Below are 16,296 nucleotides of genomic sequence, written 5' to 3' on the forward strand. Positions count from 1 at the left end.
ATGTCGTCAGTTCAACAACATGGTTATGCCGGTCGCCCGGTTCGGGTGCTGGTGATTGGTGCCGGGGCACGCGGGGAAATTTACTCGCGCTACGCGTTGGCGCACCCGGATTTAATGCAGGTGGTGGCCGTGGCCGAACCGCGAGATGTCTACCGCCGGCAGTTTGTCGAACAGCATGCCATAGCGGCGGACAAGGTGTTCACCGACTGGCAGCAGGCCGCAGACGCCGGCAAATTGGCCGACGCGGTGCTGATTTGTACTCAGGATACTTTGCATCTCGAACCGGCGCTGGCCTTTGCCAAACAGGGTTATGCCATGCTGCTGGAAAAACCGCTGTCGCCGGATGCCAGTGAATGCCGCACTATCGTCGAGGAAGTGGTGCGCCAGAGGCTGATTTTCTCGGTCGGCCATGTGCTGCGCTATACGCGCTATACCCAAAAGCTGAAACAACTGCTGCGCGATAACGTGATTGGCGACATCGTCAGCCTGCAGCACCTGGAGCCGGTGGGTTACTGGCATCAGGCCCACTCCTTCGTGCGCGGCAACTGGCGCAACGACGGTGAGGCGGCCTTTATGCTGCTGCAGAAGTCCTGCCACGACATCGACTGGATCCGCTACATCATGGAATTGCCCTGTGAGCAGATCAGTTCCTTCGGCGGCCTGCGCCACTTCCGCCAGGAAAACCAACCGGCCGGTGCGGCGGACAACTGCCTGGACTGCGCGGTGGAAGCCAACTGCCCTTACTCCGCCAAACGCATTTATCTGGGTGACAACCACAAAGCAACGCCGGGTTTTCTGCGGGTATTAACACCCGAAGTCGATCAGCCGCATCTGCAGGCGGCACTGCGCGACGGTCAATATGGTCGCTGCGTCTACCGCTGCGACAATAACGTGGTCGATCATCAGGTGGTCAATATGCAGTTTACCGGTGGCCGTACCGCCTCCTTCACCATGACCGCCTTTACCCGACTGGAAGATCGCCAAACCCGTATTTTTGGTAGCCACGGTTGTCTCGAAGGTGACGGACGTTACATCCGTATCACCTCTTTTGTCGACGACAGTGAAAAGGTCTACGACGTCGATGAAGCCGAAGATCTGCACGCCATGGCCGGTCACGGCGGTGGCGATTACTACCTGATGCAGCATTTTATCGACGCGATCCGTACCAACGATCCTTCCCAGATACTGTCCGGCCCGGCAGAAACGCTGGAAAGTCATCTGATGGTGTTTGCGGCGGAGCGCGCGCGCCGTGAATCCGCCGTTATTACCCTGAACGGAGCCTGAATACGTGGAAATATCCCAGATACGCTACGGTTTCGACATCGGTGGTACCAAGATCGAAATGGCGGCCTACGACCGGCAGCTCAGGCAGGTGCTGTGCCAGCGGATCGGCACCCCCACCGGCGATTACCGCAAATTTTTGTCCTGCATCCATCAATTGGTCGAGCAGGCCGATAGAGAGTTGCATACCCAGGGCAGCATCGGCATCGGTTTACCGGGCGTGACCGATCCGCGCAGCCGCCGACAACTGGCGGTGAATGTGCCCTGCCTGACCGGCCACTGTCTGGCTGACGACCTGGCGCAAGCCTTGGCGCGGCCGGTTGAAATTGAAAACGACTGCCGCTGCTTTGCCCTTTCCGAAGCCAGTACGCCGCAAACCGACCATCTGGCGCTGGTATTTGGCGCCATTATCGGCACCGGGGCTGGGGGTGGATTGGTGATGAATAAACAGTTGCATAAAGGACGTAACGGGCTTGCCGGGGAATGGGGGCACACCCCTATCTCCGCCCAATTGGCACAACGCTACGACTTACCGCTGTTCACCTGCAACTGCGGGCTAACCGGCTGCTTTGAGCGCTATGTTTCCGGCAGTGGCCTGTTGGCGTTGAGCCGCCATTTCGGTCATCCGGCGGATAACGTCCCGGCGTTAATCGCCAGTTTTCGACTAGGGGACCCTCTGGCACGGCGGTTGATGGCCATGTACGTCGATATTCTGGCCAGCGCACTGGCCGGCCTGCAACTGCTGCTGGACGTAGACGCTTTCGTGCTCGGCGGTGGGCTGTCCAACGTAGGCGAGTTGTACTCCCTGTTGCCGCCAGCCATGAGCCATTGGCTGTTACCCGGCACCGAACCGGCGGCAGTCTACCCACCGGTGCACGGCGACAGCAGCGGTGTACGCGGCGCCGCATTATTACGCCAAAGCTGGCAATAAAAAAGAGTGAAAAGACCGTCAGGAAAAAATCAATGGCACAGCTTTCATCCTGCTTTCGGCAAATTAGCCCCGGCGGTAAGTTGCCGTCTGATAAATAACGGATTACGGCTTTTCACTTTATTTCCCGGCAGCTTTCGGTTGAGGGCAAACTGAAAGGAAGTTGATATATAAACAATTGATACATATGGTTTTTTATAAAATAACCAGTTGCATTTCACTGTTTCGTTTGCTGTAATTCGCCACGAACAACTGAAAGCACTCCTGCCAGATTAACTGCGACGCATTGCGCCGCGGCCGGGTATGGCTACAGCTAAATCAGGAGTCACGCGTTAATGATCAATACCCTAAAACGACGGGAATTAATTATCGACCAGCTTTGTCGCGAAGGCTCGGTACGCGTCGAACAACTCAGCGCCCAGTTTGCAGTTTCCAGCGTCACTATTCGCAGCGATCTGCGTCAACTGGAAAAAAGCGGCTGTGCGGTCCGGGCTTACGGCGGCGCAATGCTCAACAAGCAGTTCGCCTTCGATCGTCCGTTACAGGACAAGGGCCGCATCAATCGCGACGTGAAATACACCATTGCCTGTGCAGCGGCAGCCCTGGTCAACGACGGCGACGCCATCATTCTCGACTCCGGCTCCACCACCAGCCAAATGGCGCAGCAGTTGGTCGGCAAAAAAGATCTGGTGGTAATGACCAACGCATTGAATATCGCTTTCGAACTGGCCAACAACGAACAGGTTGATCTGATGGTGGTCGGCGGCAGCGTACGGCGTAAATCCTGGTCTCTGTACGGCCCGGCCGCCGAGCAGCACATGCGTCAGTTCCGTTTCGATAAGCTGTTTCTCGGCGTCGACGGTTTTGATTTGCACAGCGGCATCACCACGCCGGATCCCGGCGAAGCGCAACTTAACCGCGCCATGTGCGACGTCGCACGCGAAGTGATCGCCGTGGCGGACGCCAGCAAGTTCGGTCGCACCAGTTTTTGCATGATCCGTGAAATCGGCCAAATCCAGCGTTTGGTCACCGACAGCCGCATCCCGGAAAGCTACCTGAATGCGCTGAACCATTTAGGGGTCGATGTGATTATCGCCGACCGTTAACCGAGGTTTTTTAAGGAGTTTTCAACATGAACGGTTATTTTGCTTACGATGCGGGCTGGCTGGAACAACGACACGCGTTGCATACCGCACGTGAGATTTGGCAGCAGCCGGATTTATGGGCCGCCCTGCACCAGCAGTTACAGCTGCAACAAGCGCTGTGGCAGCCTTTCCTTGACCCGCTGCTGGCTAACCCTCGCCTGCAGATTGTTCTGTGCGGTGCGGGCAGCTCTGCCTTCGCCGGCCGCGCGTTGGCGCCCTGGCTGCGTGAGAAAACCGGCCGTGACGTGGTGGCCTACGGCACTACGGATATAGTCGCCAACCCGCACCAGTATCTCGATCTTACGCGCCCTACGCTGCTGGTCTCTTTCGCCCGATCCGGCAACAGCCCGGAGAGCGTGGCAACGGTGGAACTGGCTGACCAACTGCTGCCGGAAAGCTATCACCTGATGCTGGTGTGCAACCCGGACAGCCAATTGGCGCAATATGCCCATCAGCGCGACAATGTCTGTTCATTGGTGATGCCGCAGGGCTCCAACGATCAAAGCTTCGCCATGACTTCCAGCTTTAGCTGCATGATGCTGTCTGCCGCGCTATTGCTCGGCCCGCAGTCCCTGGCCGAGGCCCAGCGGCCTCTGACGGCGATGGTCGTACGCTGCAATGAACTGCGTGAAACCCTGCAGCCCCAGGTGAAAGCATTGGCGGCCAGCGGTTTCCGGCGTTATATCACGCTGGGTGGCAGTTGCTTCACCGGGCTGGCAGAAGAGGCTTCGTTGAAGATGCTGGAGCTGACGGCCGGACAGATTGTCACCCGCTACGATTCGCCGCTCGGTCTGCGCCATGGCCCCAAGTTTATGGTCGATAACCAGACCCTGGTCCTGCTGATGTTCTCCAGCGGCGACTATGCCCGTCAGTACGATCGCGATTTGTGGAATGAGCTGCAACGTGACGGGTTGGCAATGCAGATGGTCGGCCTGGCCGGCAGCACCCAGCCGCTGTGCGACATGATACTGAACCTGCACCACGCTGAAGATGACGTCTGGCTGCTGTTCCCTTACCTGTTATTCACCCAAATGCTGGCATTTGAAAGTTCGCTGGCACTTGACCTGACGCCAGATAACCCGTGCCCGACCGGTGAAGTTAACCGGGTAGTGAAAGGCGTCACCATTTACCGTTATCCGTCATCTGTGGCGTAAGGAATCTCTATGTACCTGATATCCAACCGCGAAATGCTGCTGAAAGCGCAGCGCCAAGGGTATGCCGTACCGGCGTTCAACGTTCATAATCTGGAAACCGTGCAGGTGGTGGCGGAAACCGCCGCCGAACTCCGCTCGCCGGTGATCATGGCCGGTACACCCGGCACCTTCAGCTATGCCGGTACTGACTATTTGATTGGCATCTGTCAGGCGGCCGCACACCGTTACGATCTGCCGTTGGCGCTGCATCTGGACCACCACGAAGAAATGGATGATATCGAACACAAGGTCAAAAGCGGTATCCGCTCGGTAATGATCGACGGCTCACACCTGCCATTCGCACAGAACATCGCCAAGGTGGCCGAGGCCGTGGCGCTGTGCCACCGCTACGGTGCCAGCGTAGAGGCCGAACTGGGCCGCCTCGGTGGGCAGGAGGACGACCTGATTGTCGATTCTACCGACAGCTTCTTTACCGACCCGGCCGCCGCGCGTGAATTTGTCACCACGACCGGTATCGATTCGCTGGCCGTGGCGATTGGTTCCGCCCACGGGTTGTACCACGGCGAACCCAAACTGGATTTTGATCGTCTGGCGCTGATCCGCGAGCAGGTCGATATCCCGCTGGTGCTGCACGGCGCCTCCGGCATTCCTGAAGCCATGGTAAAACGCGCCATTTCACTGGGGGTCTGCAAGGTCAACGTGGCGACCGAGTTGAAAATCGCCTTTGCCGACGCGGTGAAAAGCTATTTCTCCCAGCACCCGGATGCCAATGACCCACGCAAGTATATCGTGCCCGGCAAACTGGCGATGAAAGAGGTGGTTGCCGAGAAAATCCGCATCTGCGGCAGCAGCGGCATGCTGTAACCCAGAATAAAGCACCAAGCCTGGCCGCCGTTTCAGATTCAACTGCGGCCATAACCATTTTTTACCGTGACGTAGTTCACGGTACATCCGCTACATCCGCCTGCGAATCATTAAGCCGTCTTCAGCATGATCTAAATCATGGTTTTTCCCGCCCCCCTCCCTATTATCAAATCAATTGGCACTAAAAATTAAGAATAGTATATAAATCATTCAAAACGGAGATTGCTGTAATTTGGATTAGGATGACATTCAACATACCCGTTTAATTTTTGTTTGATTGGAGTCACTTATTTTTCATTTCATTTTAAAAAGGAATTAATAATGAACTATTCGCTTATGGTATTGGGGCTGCTGGCCCTCCTTCCGGCTGCTTTGCAGGCAGCACAGGGCGGAACAGTCCACTTTACCGGGAAGATCGCCGCCCCCACCTGTGAAATAAGCCACAACAAGGGTAAACTTATATCATCCTGTTACCGTGAAATCAGCGATGAAACCTTTGGTTTTATCACAATGCCCATAGAGATGATGTCATCAGAATTAGTTTCCTCCGCAACTACCGAACTCGTTAATAATAACTCATCTCTTCAGAGAGTGACCGTCAGTTATAATTAACCACGAAATTACATTCTTGAATTCGGATAATATGCATTAGAATAAAAAAGAAGCAATACAGTATTATTTTATAGATCCTCAGATTCATTAATAGTTCTTAACCCGAGTTAAACGAAACATATCTTGAGACGGGGCGAACTCTCTTATCGCCCCATCTTCATGTCCGGAATCCGCCATCACTCCCCCGCATTTCGTGTAATAATCCCCTCATCAAACGAGAGGAGTAATCATATGCAGACTTTTTTTATTGACCGTATGGCGACGCCAGTGGGTGAACTGGTGCTAATTGCCGATGAGCAGGACCGGTTACGCGCCATTGACTGGACTGAGCATGAAGTGCGCCTGATGAAGCTGCTGAATACTCATTACCGTGCCGACCATTTCCAACTGGTAGACAAACGCAACCCCGGCGGTCTGACCGATGCCATGCAGCGCTATTTTACTGGTGAGTTGGATGTCATTGATCAGTTGCCGGTGATGACCGCCGGCACCGAATTCCAGCGTAGTGTATGGCAGCAACTGCGTCAGATCCCATGCGGTGAGATCATTACCTATGGCGAATTGGCGAAACGCATCGGGCGCCCGACTGCCTCACGTGCAGTAGGTATGGCCAACGGCTCCAACCCCATCAGCATCGTGGTCCCCTGCCACCGGGTGATCGGTTCGCAGGGCGCATTGACTGGCTATGCCGGCGGCGTTCAGCGAAAACAATGGCTGTTAAAGCATGAAGGCTATTGGCAGAACGAACTGCTTTAACCCCCGCAGCCGGGCATCGCAAGATACCCCGGCTGCGGTAAGCGTTACGTATTGCTGTAAGTGGCAAGGAAATCAAAACATTTCGGGCAACTACAGAACAATCTACGGTATGGTTGCTCAAATTTCGCACAGAATGCCCCCGTTGTTATTAATGCTACCCTTATCACCTGCAAGAAAAGATGTTAAAATTGACGCATATCAATTATTGAATGAGCGTAATCTATGATCCCGGAAAAACGCGTGACTCGTCGTATCCAGTCTGGTGGTTGTGCGATCCATTGCCAGGATTGCAGTATCAGCCAACTGTGTATTCCTTTTACTCTTAATGCTCATGAGCTGGACCAGCTCGACAACATTATCGAAAGGAAAAAGCCTATCCAGAAGGGCCAGACCCTGTTCAAGGCGGGCGACGAGCTGAAATCGCTGTACGCTATCCGCTCCGGGACCATCAAGAGTTACACCATCACCGAACAAGGTGATGAGCAAATCACCGGCTTCCACCTGGCGGGCGATCTGGTCGGTTTTGACGCTATTGGCGGCCTGAAACACCCAAGCTTCGCTCAGGCGCTGGAAACCTCCATGGTGTGTGAGATCCCATTCGAAACACTGGATGACCTGTCCGGCAAAATGCCAAACCTGCGCCAGCAAATCATGCGCCTGATGAGCGGCGAGATTAAAGGCGACCAGGACATGATCCTGCTGTTGTCGAAGAAAAATGCCGAAGAGCGCCTGGCGGCTTTCGTCTATAACCTGTCGCGCCGCTTTGCGGAACGCGGTTTCTCACCCCGTGAGTTCCGCCTGACCATGACCCGTGGTGACATCGGCAACTATCTTGGCCAGACGGTAGAAACCATCAGCCGCCTGCTGGGTCGCTTCCAGAAAAGCGAAATCCTCAGCGTTAAAGGCAAATACATCACCATCGAAAACGTCGACGCCCTGTCGGTGCTGGCCGGTACGCCACGGATTAACGTGACCGTAAACGCCTGATCCTAAGCTGGGTTGGTAATTCAACAGAATTATTGACCCAGCACATCTCTGCCGCTGTTCTGTTTTTCAATGTTGGGTTACTCTGTAAATTGACAGACTGTTGATTTTCAGCTGTAAGGAGGCCCTATGGCGAAGTATCAGAATCTTCTGGTGGCTATTGACCCCAATCAGGACGACCAGCCGGCACTGCGCCGGGCGGTATACCTGATAAAACGAAATGGCGGGCGCATTAAGGCCTTCCTGCCTATTTACGACTTCTCTTACGAGATGACGACCTTGCTCTCCCCGGACGAAAGAACGGCGATGCGACAAGGTGTTATCAGCCAACGCGCCGCGTGGATCAACGAGCAATGCCGTTTTTACCTCGACGAAGGCGTCCCTATAGAAATCAAAGTCGTCTGGCATAACCGTCCTTATGAGGCGATTATTCAGGAAGTGATCGCCGGTAAGCACGATCTGCTGCTGAAAATGGCGCATCAACACGACCGGCTGGAGTCCGTAATTTTCACCCCAACCGACTGGCACCTGCTACGCAAATGCCCTTGCCCGGTGTGGATGGTCAAGGATCAACCCTGGCAGGAAGGCAGCAAAGCCGTGGTGGCGGTTAATCTGGCCAGCGAAGAGCCTTACCATGACCCATTGAACATCAAGCTGGTGCAGGAAACCGTTGAACTGGCACAAAACGTCAACCAAACCGAAGTTCATCTGGTCGGCGCCTACCCCGTTACTCCCATTAATATCGCTATCGAGCTGCCTGATTTTGACCCCAGTGTCTACAACGATGCCATTCGCGGGCAACACCTGATCGCCATGAAGGCGTTAAGGCAGAAATTCTGCATTAAAGAAGAATTTACCCACGTTGAGAAAGGTCTGCCGGAAGAGGTGATCCCCGATTTGGCCGAGCACTTGCAGGCGGGTGTGGTGGTGTTAGGTACCCTGGGGCGTACCGGGATTTCGGCGGCGTTTATTGGCAACACGGCAGAACATGTGATCGATCATCTGAAATGTGACCTGCTGGTGATTAAGCCGGAAAACTTCAATTGCCCGATCGAAGCTGATGAGGACGATGAGCACGACGACGAAGATTGATGTTTAGCGCATAAAAAAAACGGGCCCTGACAGGCCCGTTTTTATTGGCTTTCGTTACGCCTGCAACGCACGCAATATCGCTTCCACACTCTCTTTGGCATCGCCAAACAGCATCTGGGTGTTCTCTTTAAAGAACAGCGGGTTCTGCACGCCGGCATAGCCGGTGTTCATCGACCGCTTAAAGGCAATCACGTTTTGCGCTTTCCACACTTCCAGCACCGGCATACCGGCGATTGGGCTGCGTGGGTCCTCCAACGCGGCCGGGTTCACCGTATCGTTGGCGCCGATCACCAGCACGGTGTCGGTGTCCGCGAAATCGTCATTGATTTCGTCCATTTCCAGCACCACGTCATACGGTACCCTGGCTTCCGCCAGCAGCACGTTCATGTGGCCCGGCAAGCGCCCGGCAACCGGGTGTATACCAAAGCGCACCTTGATGCCGCGTGCACGCAGTTTCTCGGTGATTTCTGCCACCGGGTACTGCGCCTGCGCCACCGCCATGCCATAGCCTGGGGTGATGATCACCGAAGTGGAATTCTTCAACTGCTCGGCCACATCTTCCGCCGTCGTTTCGCGATACTCGCCCATTTCTTCCGCATTACCGGTCGAAGAACCATCAGTACCGAACCCGCCGGCGATCACGCTGATGAACGACCGGTTCATCGCCTTACACATGATGTAAGACAGGATGGCACCCGAAGAGCCCACCAACGCACCGGTCACGATCAGCAGATCGTTGCTCAACATGAAGCCAGCCGCCGCTGCTGCCCACCCCGAATAGGAGTTGAGCATCGACACCACCACCGGCATGTCAGCACCGCCGATAGATGCCACCAGATGCCAGCCAAACGCCAGTGCAATAGCGGTCATCAGCACCAGTGCCACTGCCTGCCAACCCACGCTGTCGGCACGAACAAACACCACCAGCAGTAGGAAGGAGACCACCAGTGCCGCCAGGTTCATTTTGTGGCGATTTGGCAGCGCCAGCGGTTTGGATGAGATGATGCCGCGCAGTTTGCCGAAGGCCACAATCGAACCGGTGAAGGTAACCGCACCGATAAAGATGCCGAGGAACACTTCGGTCAGATGGATATTCTCCATCACCGGCTCCATCGCCGCGCCGTGATCCAGGTAGCTGTTTAACCCCACCAGGACCGCAGCCAGGCCCACAAAGCTGTGCAGTACCGCCACCAATTCTGGCATTTCGGTCATTTCGACCTTTTTAGCCAGATAGACCCCGATGGAGCCCCCGATGATCATCGCGATAATGATCCAGCCCACGTTGCCGGAGTCCGGACCGAGGATGGTGGCGATCAGCGCAATCGCCATCCCGGCGACGCCAAACAGGTTGCCGCGTTTTGACGTTTCATGGCGCGACAAGCCAGCCAGGCTACAAATAAACAGGATAGCGGCGACAATGTATGCCGCTGTAACTAATCCTCCAGACATATGCTACCCCTTAGTTCTTGCGGAACATCTTCAGCATGCGCTGAGTGACGGTGAATCCACCAAAAATGTTGATGCTGGCGATCAGCACGGCGATAAAGGAGAGGAAACTCACCCAGCCGCCATGGCCAATCTGCAATAACGCACCGACCACGATAATCCCTGAGATCGCATTGGTGACCGACATCAACGGGGTATGCAATGCATGGCTGACGTTCCACACCACGTAGTAACCCACCACGCAGGCCAGCGCAAACACGGTAAAGTGAGACAGGAACTCTTTCGGTGCGGCGTTGGCCAGCCAGCCAAACAGGATGATGGCTAACGCCATCAGGCCATATTTCAGCCACGGTGAAACCGGTTTTGCCTCCGGTTTGGCAACGGGTGCGGCGGCCTGCGCCGGTTTAGGCTGGGCAGAAACCTGGATAGGTGGTGCCGGCCAGGTGACTTCGCCACTGCGTACTACGGTAACGCCGCGGATCACGGTGTCTTCGAAATCAACGTCGATTTCGCCGTTCTTCTCTTTCGACAGCAGCTTCAGCAGGTTAACCAGGTTGGTGCCGTAAAGCTGTGAAGACTGGGTTGGCAGGCGGCTTGGCAGATCGGTATAACCAATGATTTTCACGCCGTTGTCGGTGACGGTCACTCGGTCGGCGACGGTCAGTTCACAGTTACCGCCGTTTTGCGCCGCCAGATCGACGATCACGCTGCCCGGCTTCATTGAAGCCACCATCTCTTTGGTGATCAGCTTCGGTGCAGGTTTGCCCGGGATCAGCGCGGTGGTGACAATGATGTCAACCTCGGCCGCCTGAGCGGCGAACAGTGCCATCTCGGCCTTGATAAAGGCTTCGGACATCACTTTGGCATAGCCGTCACCGCTGCCCGCTTCCTCCTCAAAATCCAGCTCGAGGAATTCGGCCCCCATGCTCTGTACTTGCTCTTTGACTTCCGGACGGGTATCGAAGGCGCGAACAATGGCCCCAAGACTGCCTGCGGCACCGATCGCCGCCAGACCTGCAACGCCGGCACCGATGATCATGACCTTGGCTGGTGGAACCTTGCCCGCGGCGGTGATCTGGCCCGTGAAGAAGCGGCCGAATTCGTGTGCGGCCTCAACAATCGCGCGGTAACCGGCGATGTTGGCCATTGAGCTCAAAGCATCCATGGACTGCGCACGTGAAATACGCGGCACCGAGTCCATAGCCATCGCGGTGACGTTACGTTCAGCCAACTTCGCGATCAGCTCCGGGTTTTGCGCCGGCCAGATAAAGCTGACCAGGGTGCTGCCCTCACGCATTAACGCGATCTCGTCCTCAAGCGGTGCGTTAACTTTCAAAATCAGATCCGACTGCCAAACATCGGCCGTGTCGGTGATCGTTGCCCCAGCGGCTTCATAAGCGCCATCGTCAAAACTTGCCAGTTTGCCCGCCCCGCTTTCAATCGCGACGGTAAAGCCCAGCTTCAGCAATTGTTCCACCGTTTTCGGCGTTGCTGCGACCCGGGCTTCATTGGCCAACCGTTCTCTTGGTACACCAATACGCATAATGTTCCCTTCTCACCTGTCTTTGATGATGTTTATTATCTTCCTACCCATAGCGATGGCCCCGGCCGACAAGCTTTTTGTTAACCTTGTCGGCAGCGAATTAAGGCGCCATCTATAACCTACTGAAAATATGATCGATGATCCATAATTGCTTACGCATTCAGGTCTGTTTTTACATAAAAACGCAGGCAACGACATGACAAATCGCAATTTAAAGTTAAAAAGCCCGCTGGAATGCCGTTTTTACGGCCATATTGTGGCAGCCATCAGGTTGAGAACTTCCGGCGTTGCGCGGCAGTAACGCATAAAAGTTATAAAATTGTGAATAATTAACACTTATGACATCAAAGGCTTTATTATTGAAACTTATGACGATTCTGCGCAAAATAACGGGCACGTTCGTTCAAGGGATTTGTCTCATGGGATAACATAAAATGCTGAGACACTGCTCGAGATTACATGTAATAATCGGCGGCTGAATTACACCTAAACAGTTCAGCACGTTATCAACGTTAATGCGCTAGGCGAAAGGATTTTTTATGAAGCTGAAGAACACGATCATCGCATCAGCCTTGTTATCACTCACTGCGCTGTCTGCTCAGGCGGCACAAGAGTTAACTCCTGAAAAAGCAGCGGCGCTGAAGCCGTTTGATCGCATCACGATTACCGGCCGCTTTAATGCCATCAATGAAGCCGTTGATGCCGTATCCCGCCGTGCAGACAAACTGGGCGCAGACTCCTTCTACATCCAGGACAGCAATAACAGCAATAACGGCGGCAACTGGCGCGTCACCGCAGATCTTTATCATAAAGATGCGCCGGAAGTGAGCAAAGAGCCGAAGTACCGCGTGATTAACGGCGTTACCGAGCTGCCGAAAGAACAAGCCTTCCTGCTGGAGCCGTACGACACGGTGAGCGTCAGCGGTTTCTACCGCAGCCAGCCGGACATTAACGATGCCATCACCAAAGAAGCGAAAAAGAAAGGCGCAGCCTCGTTCTTTATCGTGCGTCAGGTCGATGCCAATCAGGGCGGCAACCAGTTCATTACCGCCTATATCTATAAAGCCGATGCCCCTAAACGTGCAGTACAGAGCCCGGATGCCATCCCGGCTGACTCTGAAGCCGGTAAGGCCGCACTGGCTGCCGGTGGTGCTGCTGCTGCCAAGGTTGAAATCCCGGGTGTTGCCTCTTCCGGCTCACCAAGCCGTGACGTGGGCCGTTTCTTCGAAACCCAGTCCTCTACCGGCAAACGTTATACTGTCACTTTACCGAACGGTACCCAGATTCAAGAAGTGAACAACGTGACTGCCGCGCAGATGGTACCGTTTGATTCTGTGACCTTCACTGGCCACTTCAACAGCATGACCGACGTTTCTACCGAAGTCGCTAAACGTGCTGCCGAGAAAGGCGCCAAGTACTATCATGTGACCCGCCAGTGGCAGAACAAGAGCGGCGGTAACCTGACCGTCAGCGCTGACCTGTTCAAATAAGTTTCACTTTGCGGTTTACCATCGGGCAGCCATTGAGCTGCCCGTTTTTTTGGGCGCGCAGTGCCCTGCCAGTTGAATAGTTTTTTGTAAATTACGCATACTTAATCATTGCATCCATCCGCATCCATCCGTAGAATTTGCGCCAATTTTTAGGGCTATTGTCTACTCGCTCAGTAATTGCCATTACGTTGTTACTGCCAAGCAGTTCCCTCCCAGTTGTTTATTCTGCGTTCAGGATCCGTCATTGGAAAAGAAATTAGGTCTTACCGCGTTAACCGCATTGGTGCTGAGCTCAATGCTGGGTGCCGGGGTTTTCAGCCTGCCACAAAACATGGCGCAGGTCGCCAGCCCGGCGGCCCTGCTGCTGGGTTGGGCGATTACCGGCGTCGGCATCCTGTTTCTGGCTTTTGCCATGCTGTTGCTTACCCGCCTGCGCCCCGATCTGGACGGCGGCATATTCACCTATGCGAAAGAAGGTTTTGGCGAACTGGTGGGATTCTGTTCCGCCTGGGGCTATTGGCTGTGCGCGGTGATCGCCAATGTCTCTTACCTGGTGATCGTCTTTGCCGCGCTGAGTTTATTCACCGATCGCGGCGGTGAGGTCATTCTCGGCGACGGCAATACCTGGCAAGCGCTGCTGGCGGAGTCCGTATTGCTGTGGATCGTCCATGCGCTGGTGCTGCGGGGTGTGCAAACCGCCGCCAGCATCAATCTGGTCGCGACTCTGGCCAAGCTGTTGCCGTTGGGGATGTTTGCCGTGTTGGCCGCGATGGCATTCAACATGGACGTCTTCACGCTGGATTTCCACGGCGTTGCTCTCGGTAAGCCAGTGTGGGAGCAGGTAAAAAATACCATGCTGATTACCCTATGGGTATTTATCGGTGTGGAAGGTGCGGTGGTGGTTTCTGCGCGGGCACGTCATAAAAAAGATGTCGGCCGTGCCACCATGCTGGCAGTGATCTCCGCATTGGCGGTATATCTGTTGGTGACACTGTTATCACTGGGCGTGGTGCCGCGCAGCGAATTGGCCGAGATGCGCAATCCTTCTATGGCGGTGCTGATGGTCGATCTGATTGGCCCCTGGGGTGATGTGATTATCGCGGCCGGGCTGATCGTTTCGGTCTGCGGGGCTTACCTGAGCTGGACGATTATGGCCGCCGAAGTGCCGTTGCTGGCCGCTCAACACGGCGCTTTCCCGAAGATTTTCCGCAAGCAGAACAAGAATCACGCGCCCTCGGCTTCGCTATGGCTGACCAATATTGCGGTTCAGCTCGCTCTGGTGCTGATCTGGCTGACCGGCAGTAACTACAATTCTCTGCTGACTATCGCCTCGGAAATGATCCTGGTGCCCTATTTCCTGGTCGGTGCCTTCCTGTTCAAGGTGGCGATCCGTCGTCAGGACAAACGGCTGATGTTCGCTGCGACAGGCGCTTGCCTGTATGGAATCTGGCTGCTCTACGCTTCAGGATTGATGCATTTGCTGATGTCGGTGCTGCTGTATGCGCCGGGGCTGCTGGTGTTTATCTATGCCCGCAGCGGACACGATGACGTCAAATTGCTGAATCAACTGGAGAAAGGCAGTATTTTTCTGTTGCTGGTGGCCACGGTACCGGCCGGCTGGTTTATGCTGCAGTAGGTGAAGAATTGCCGGGTGGGAACACCCGGTCAGTAACGTTGAGACTGGTGCAGACTGATGGTCATGCGTTCCCCAACCTGAGAGATGATAACTCCCTCAACGCATTCTTGCTGAATGGTCGCCAACTGCTGCGTATCCAGAGCATAGGGCAGTTTAATGTCGAATACTGCCAACCCCTGCTGCTGCGCCAGATCGATCAGGCGCACGATGTTGGTTTCGTCGCTGACCTGGGTGGAAACCACCTGCAGCGCCAACGCTTCCAACTGCTCTTTCCGTGTTTGTGAAGCGGAAGCCTGAGATTTCAATACCATGCCAAAAAATGGCATCACACCATAGATTGCATCAACAAAGCGCCAGTGCTTCTTGCACGATGCGGACAGAAAATCCATGTAATCAAAGCAGATTCTCTCACTGCGGGCGACGGGTGCAAGGTGACTGCTGTTCATCCCTTCCTCTCATTGCCAGTGTATTACATCCTGAAATGGATAATCGATGCGAAGCTTTAACGAATTTCCGCCGTATAATGGCATAATTCCCCTATTGTTTGCCAGTCTGTCCAGGAGCTTTAATCAATGGAACATCACAACTCAGCCCCGGTGCTCATTACGGGCGGCGCACGCCGGATTGGACTGGCACTGGCTAGGTCATTCTTGCAACGCGATATTCCCGTGATTATCGCCTATCGCAGCGACTACCCGGCACTGAGCGAGCTGAAAAGACTGGGGGCAATCTGTATTCAGGGCGATTTCGCAACGCACGACGGCATCTACCGTTTTGCTGAGCAGGTTCGTCAGGCCGCCCCCAAACTGCGCGCGGTGATCCACAACGCCAGCGCCTGGCAGGCCGAATCGCCGGAAGTGCCGCCGGAGCAGGTTATGGCGGCGATGCTGCAAATTCACGTTTATACCCCTTATCTGCTCAATCAATTGCTGGAGTCTTGCCTGCTGGGCCAGGGACAAGCCGGTGCGGATATTATCCACCTGACCGACTATGTGGTGGAGAAAGGCAGCGACAAACACATTGCCTATGCCGCCAGTAAAGCCGCACTGGACAATATGACCCGTTCATTTGCCCGCAAGCTGGCGCCAGAGGTCAAAGTCAATGCCATCGCACCGGCGCTGATTATCTTCAATCCGGGTGATGACGAGCCGTATCGTCAGCAGGCGCTGGCAAAATCACTGATGAAAATCGCCCCTGGTGAGAGTGAAGTGGTCAACCTGGTGAATTACCTGCTGGAAAGCCGCTATGTCACCGGCCGTACCCATGGCGTAGACGGTGGCCGTCCACTGCGCTAACGCACAAATCTGCATGGTATATCGCGGAGCCCCGCGCTATGCTGAATTTCGTTATTCTGATAAAACCGCT

General features: G+C 54.8%; 15 protein-coding genes. 12 read left to right on the forward strand and 3 right to left on the reverse strand.

The features are described from left to right. The 9 genes from F8R23_RS04270 (at position 1) to uspE (ending at position 8,816) form a co-directional block, all read left to right on the forward strand. Complete coding sequence (locus F8R23_RS04270) at positions 1-1,284, forward strand: Gfo/Idh/MocA family protein (protein ID WP_129938190.1); 1,284 nt, start codon at positions 1-3, stop codon at positions 1,282-1,284. A gap of 19 nt (positions 1,285-1,303) precedes the next feature. Beyond that, the gene (locus tag F8R23_RS04275; protein ID WP_129935168.1) at positions 1,304-2,212 is read left to right on the forward strand and encodes an ROK family protein; all 909 of its coding nucleotides are present in this window, start codon (positions 1,304-1,306) and stop codon (positions 2,210-2,212) included. Positions 2,213-2,544: 332 nt separating this feature from the next. After that, on the forward strand, positions 2,545-3,315 hold the full coding sequence (gene agaR, locus F8R23_RS04280) for a transcriptional repressor AgaR (protein ID WP_112349940.1): 771 nt from the start codon (positions 2,545-2,547) through the stop codon (positions 3,313-3,315). A 26-nt stretch (positions 3,316-3,341) separates the two neighbouring features. Continuing rightward, positions 3,342-4,508: an SIS domain-containing protein gene (locus F8R23_RS04285; protein ID WP_151415315.1), complete on the forward strand. Its 1,167-nt coding sequence runs from the start codon at positions 3,342-3,344 to the stop codon at positions 4,506-4,508. Between the two features lie 9 nt (positions 4,509-4,517). Continuing rightward, positions 4,518-5,372, forward strand: coding sequence for a tagatose bisphosphate family class II aldolase (locus tag F8R23_RS04290; RefSeq protein WP_112349942.1), 855 nt, complete (start codon positions 4,518-4,520; stop codon positions 5,370-5,372). A gap of 321 nt (positions 5,373-5,693) precedes the next feature. Beyond that, on the forward strand, positions 5,694-5,984 hold the full coding sequence (locus tag F8R23_RS04295) for a hypothetical protein (RefSeq protein WP_129934559.1): 291 nt from the start codon (positions 5,694-5,696) through the stop codon (positions 5,982-5,984). A 231-nt stretch (positions 5,985-6,215) separates the two neighbouring features. Further along, positions 6,216-6,740 (forward strand): methylated-DNA--[protein]-cysteine S-methyltransferase, encoded by a 525-nt coding sequence (ogt, locus tag F8R23_RS04300; protein WP_151415316.1) that lies wholly within the window; start codon positions 6,216-6,218, stop codon positions 6,738-6,740. 222 nt (positions 6,741-6,962) lie between these two features. After that, positions 6,963-7,727: a fumarate/nitrate reduction transcriptional regulator Fnr gene (locus F8R23_RS04305; RefSeq protein WP_151415317.1), complete on the forward strand. Its 765-nt coding sequence runs from the start codon at positions 6,963-6,965 to the stop codon at positions 7,725-7,727. A gap of 126 nt (positions 7,728-7,853) precedes the next feature. Then, on the forward strand, positions 7,854-8,816 hold the full coding sequence (gene uspE, locus F8R23_RS04310; protein ID WP_099062933.1) for a universal stress protein UspE: 963 nt from the start codon (positions 7,854-7,856) through the stop codon (positions 8,814-8,816). Positions 8,817-8,870: 54 nt separating this feature from the next. On the opposite strand, the gene pntB is transcribed toward uspE, so the two are convergent. Next, positions 8,871-10,265 (reverse strand): Re/Si-specific NAD(P)(+) transhydrogenase subunit beta, encoded by a 1,395-nt coding sequence (gene pntB / locus F8R23_RS04315; RefSeq protein ID WP_129934556.1) that lies wholly within the window; start codon positions 10,263-10,265, stop codon positions 8,871-8,873. 10 nt (positions 10,266-10,275) lie between these two features. Then, positions 10,276-11,805, reverse strand: a complete 1,530-nt coding sequence (gene pntA / locus F8R23_RS04320; protein ID WP_129938192.1) for a Re/Si-specific NAD(P)(+) transhydrogenase subunit alpha — start codon at positions 11,803-11,805, stop codon at positions 10,276-10,278. Between the two features lie 539 nt (positions 11,806-12,344). Between pntA and ydgH the strand changes: the two genes are divergently transcribed. Both ydgH and F8R23_RS04330 read left to right on the forward strand, forming a co-directional pair. Continuing rightward, a complete protein-coding gene (gene ydgH, locus F8R23_RS04325) occupies positions 12,345-13,295 on the forward strand; it encodes a DUF1471 family protein YdgH (protein ID WP_099062931.1) in 951 nt (316 codons plus the stop codon). 244 nt (positions 13,296-13,539) lie between these two features. Beyond that, positions 13,540-14,931, forward strand: coding sequence for an amino acid permease (locus tag F8R23_RS04330; protein ID WP_129938193.1), 1,392 nt, complete (start codon positions 13,540-13,542; stop codon positions 14,929-14,931). Between the two features lie 29 nt (positions 14,932-14,960). Here F8R23_RS04330 and F8R23_RS04335 read toward each other — a convergent pair whose 3' ends face one another. Continuing rightward, a complete protein-coding gene (locus F8R23_RS04335; RefSeq protein WP_112349950.1) occupies positions 14,961-15,377 on the reverse strand; it encodes a hypothetical protein in 417 nt (138 codons plus the stop codon). Between the two features lie 126 nt (positions 15,378-15,503). On the opposite strand from F8R23_RS04335, the gene folM reads away from it, so the two are divergent. Beyond that, complete coding sequence (gene folM / locus F8R23_RS04340) at positions 15,504-16,226, forward strand: dihydromonapterin reductase (protein WP_112349951.1); 723 nt, start codon at positions 15,504-15,506, stop codon at positions 16,224-16,226. Positions 16,227-16,296 lie beyond the last annotated feature (70 nt).

The organism is Serratia proteamaculans, assembly GCF_008830365.1.
Lineage (GTDB): Bacteria > Pseudomonadota > Gammaproteobacteria > Enterobacterales > Enterobacteriaceae > Serratia > Serratia proteamaculans.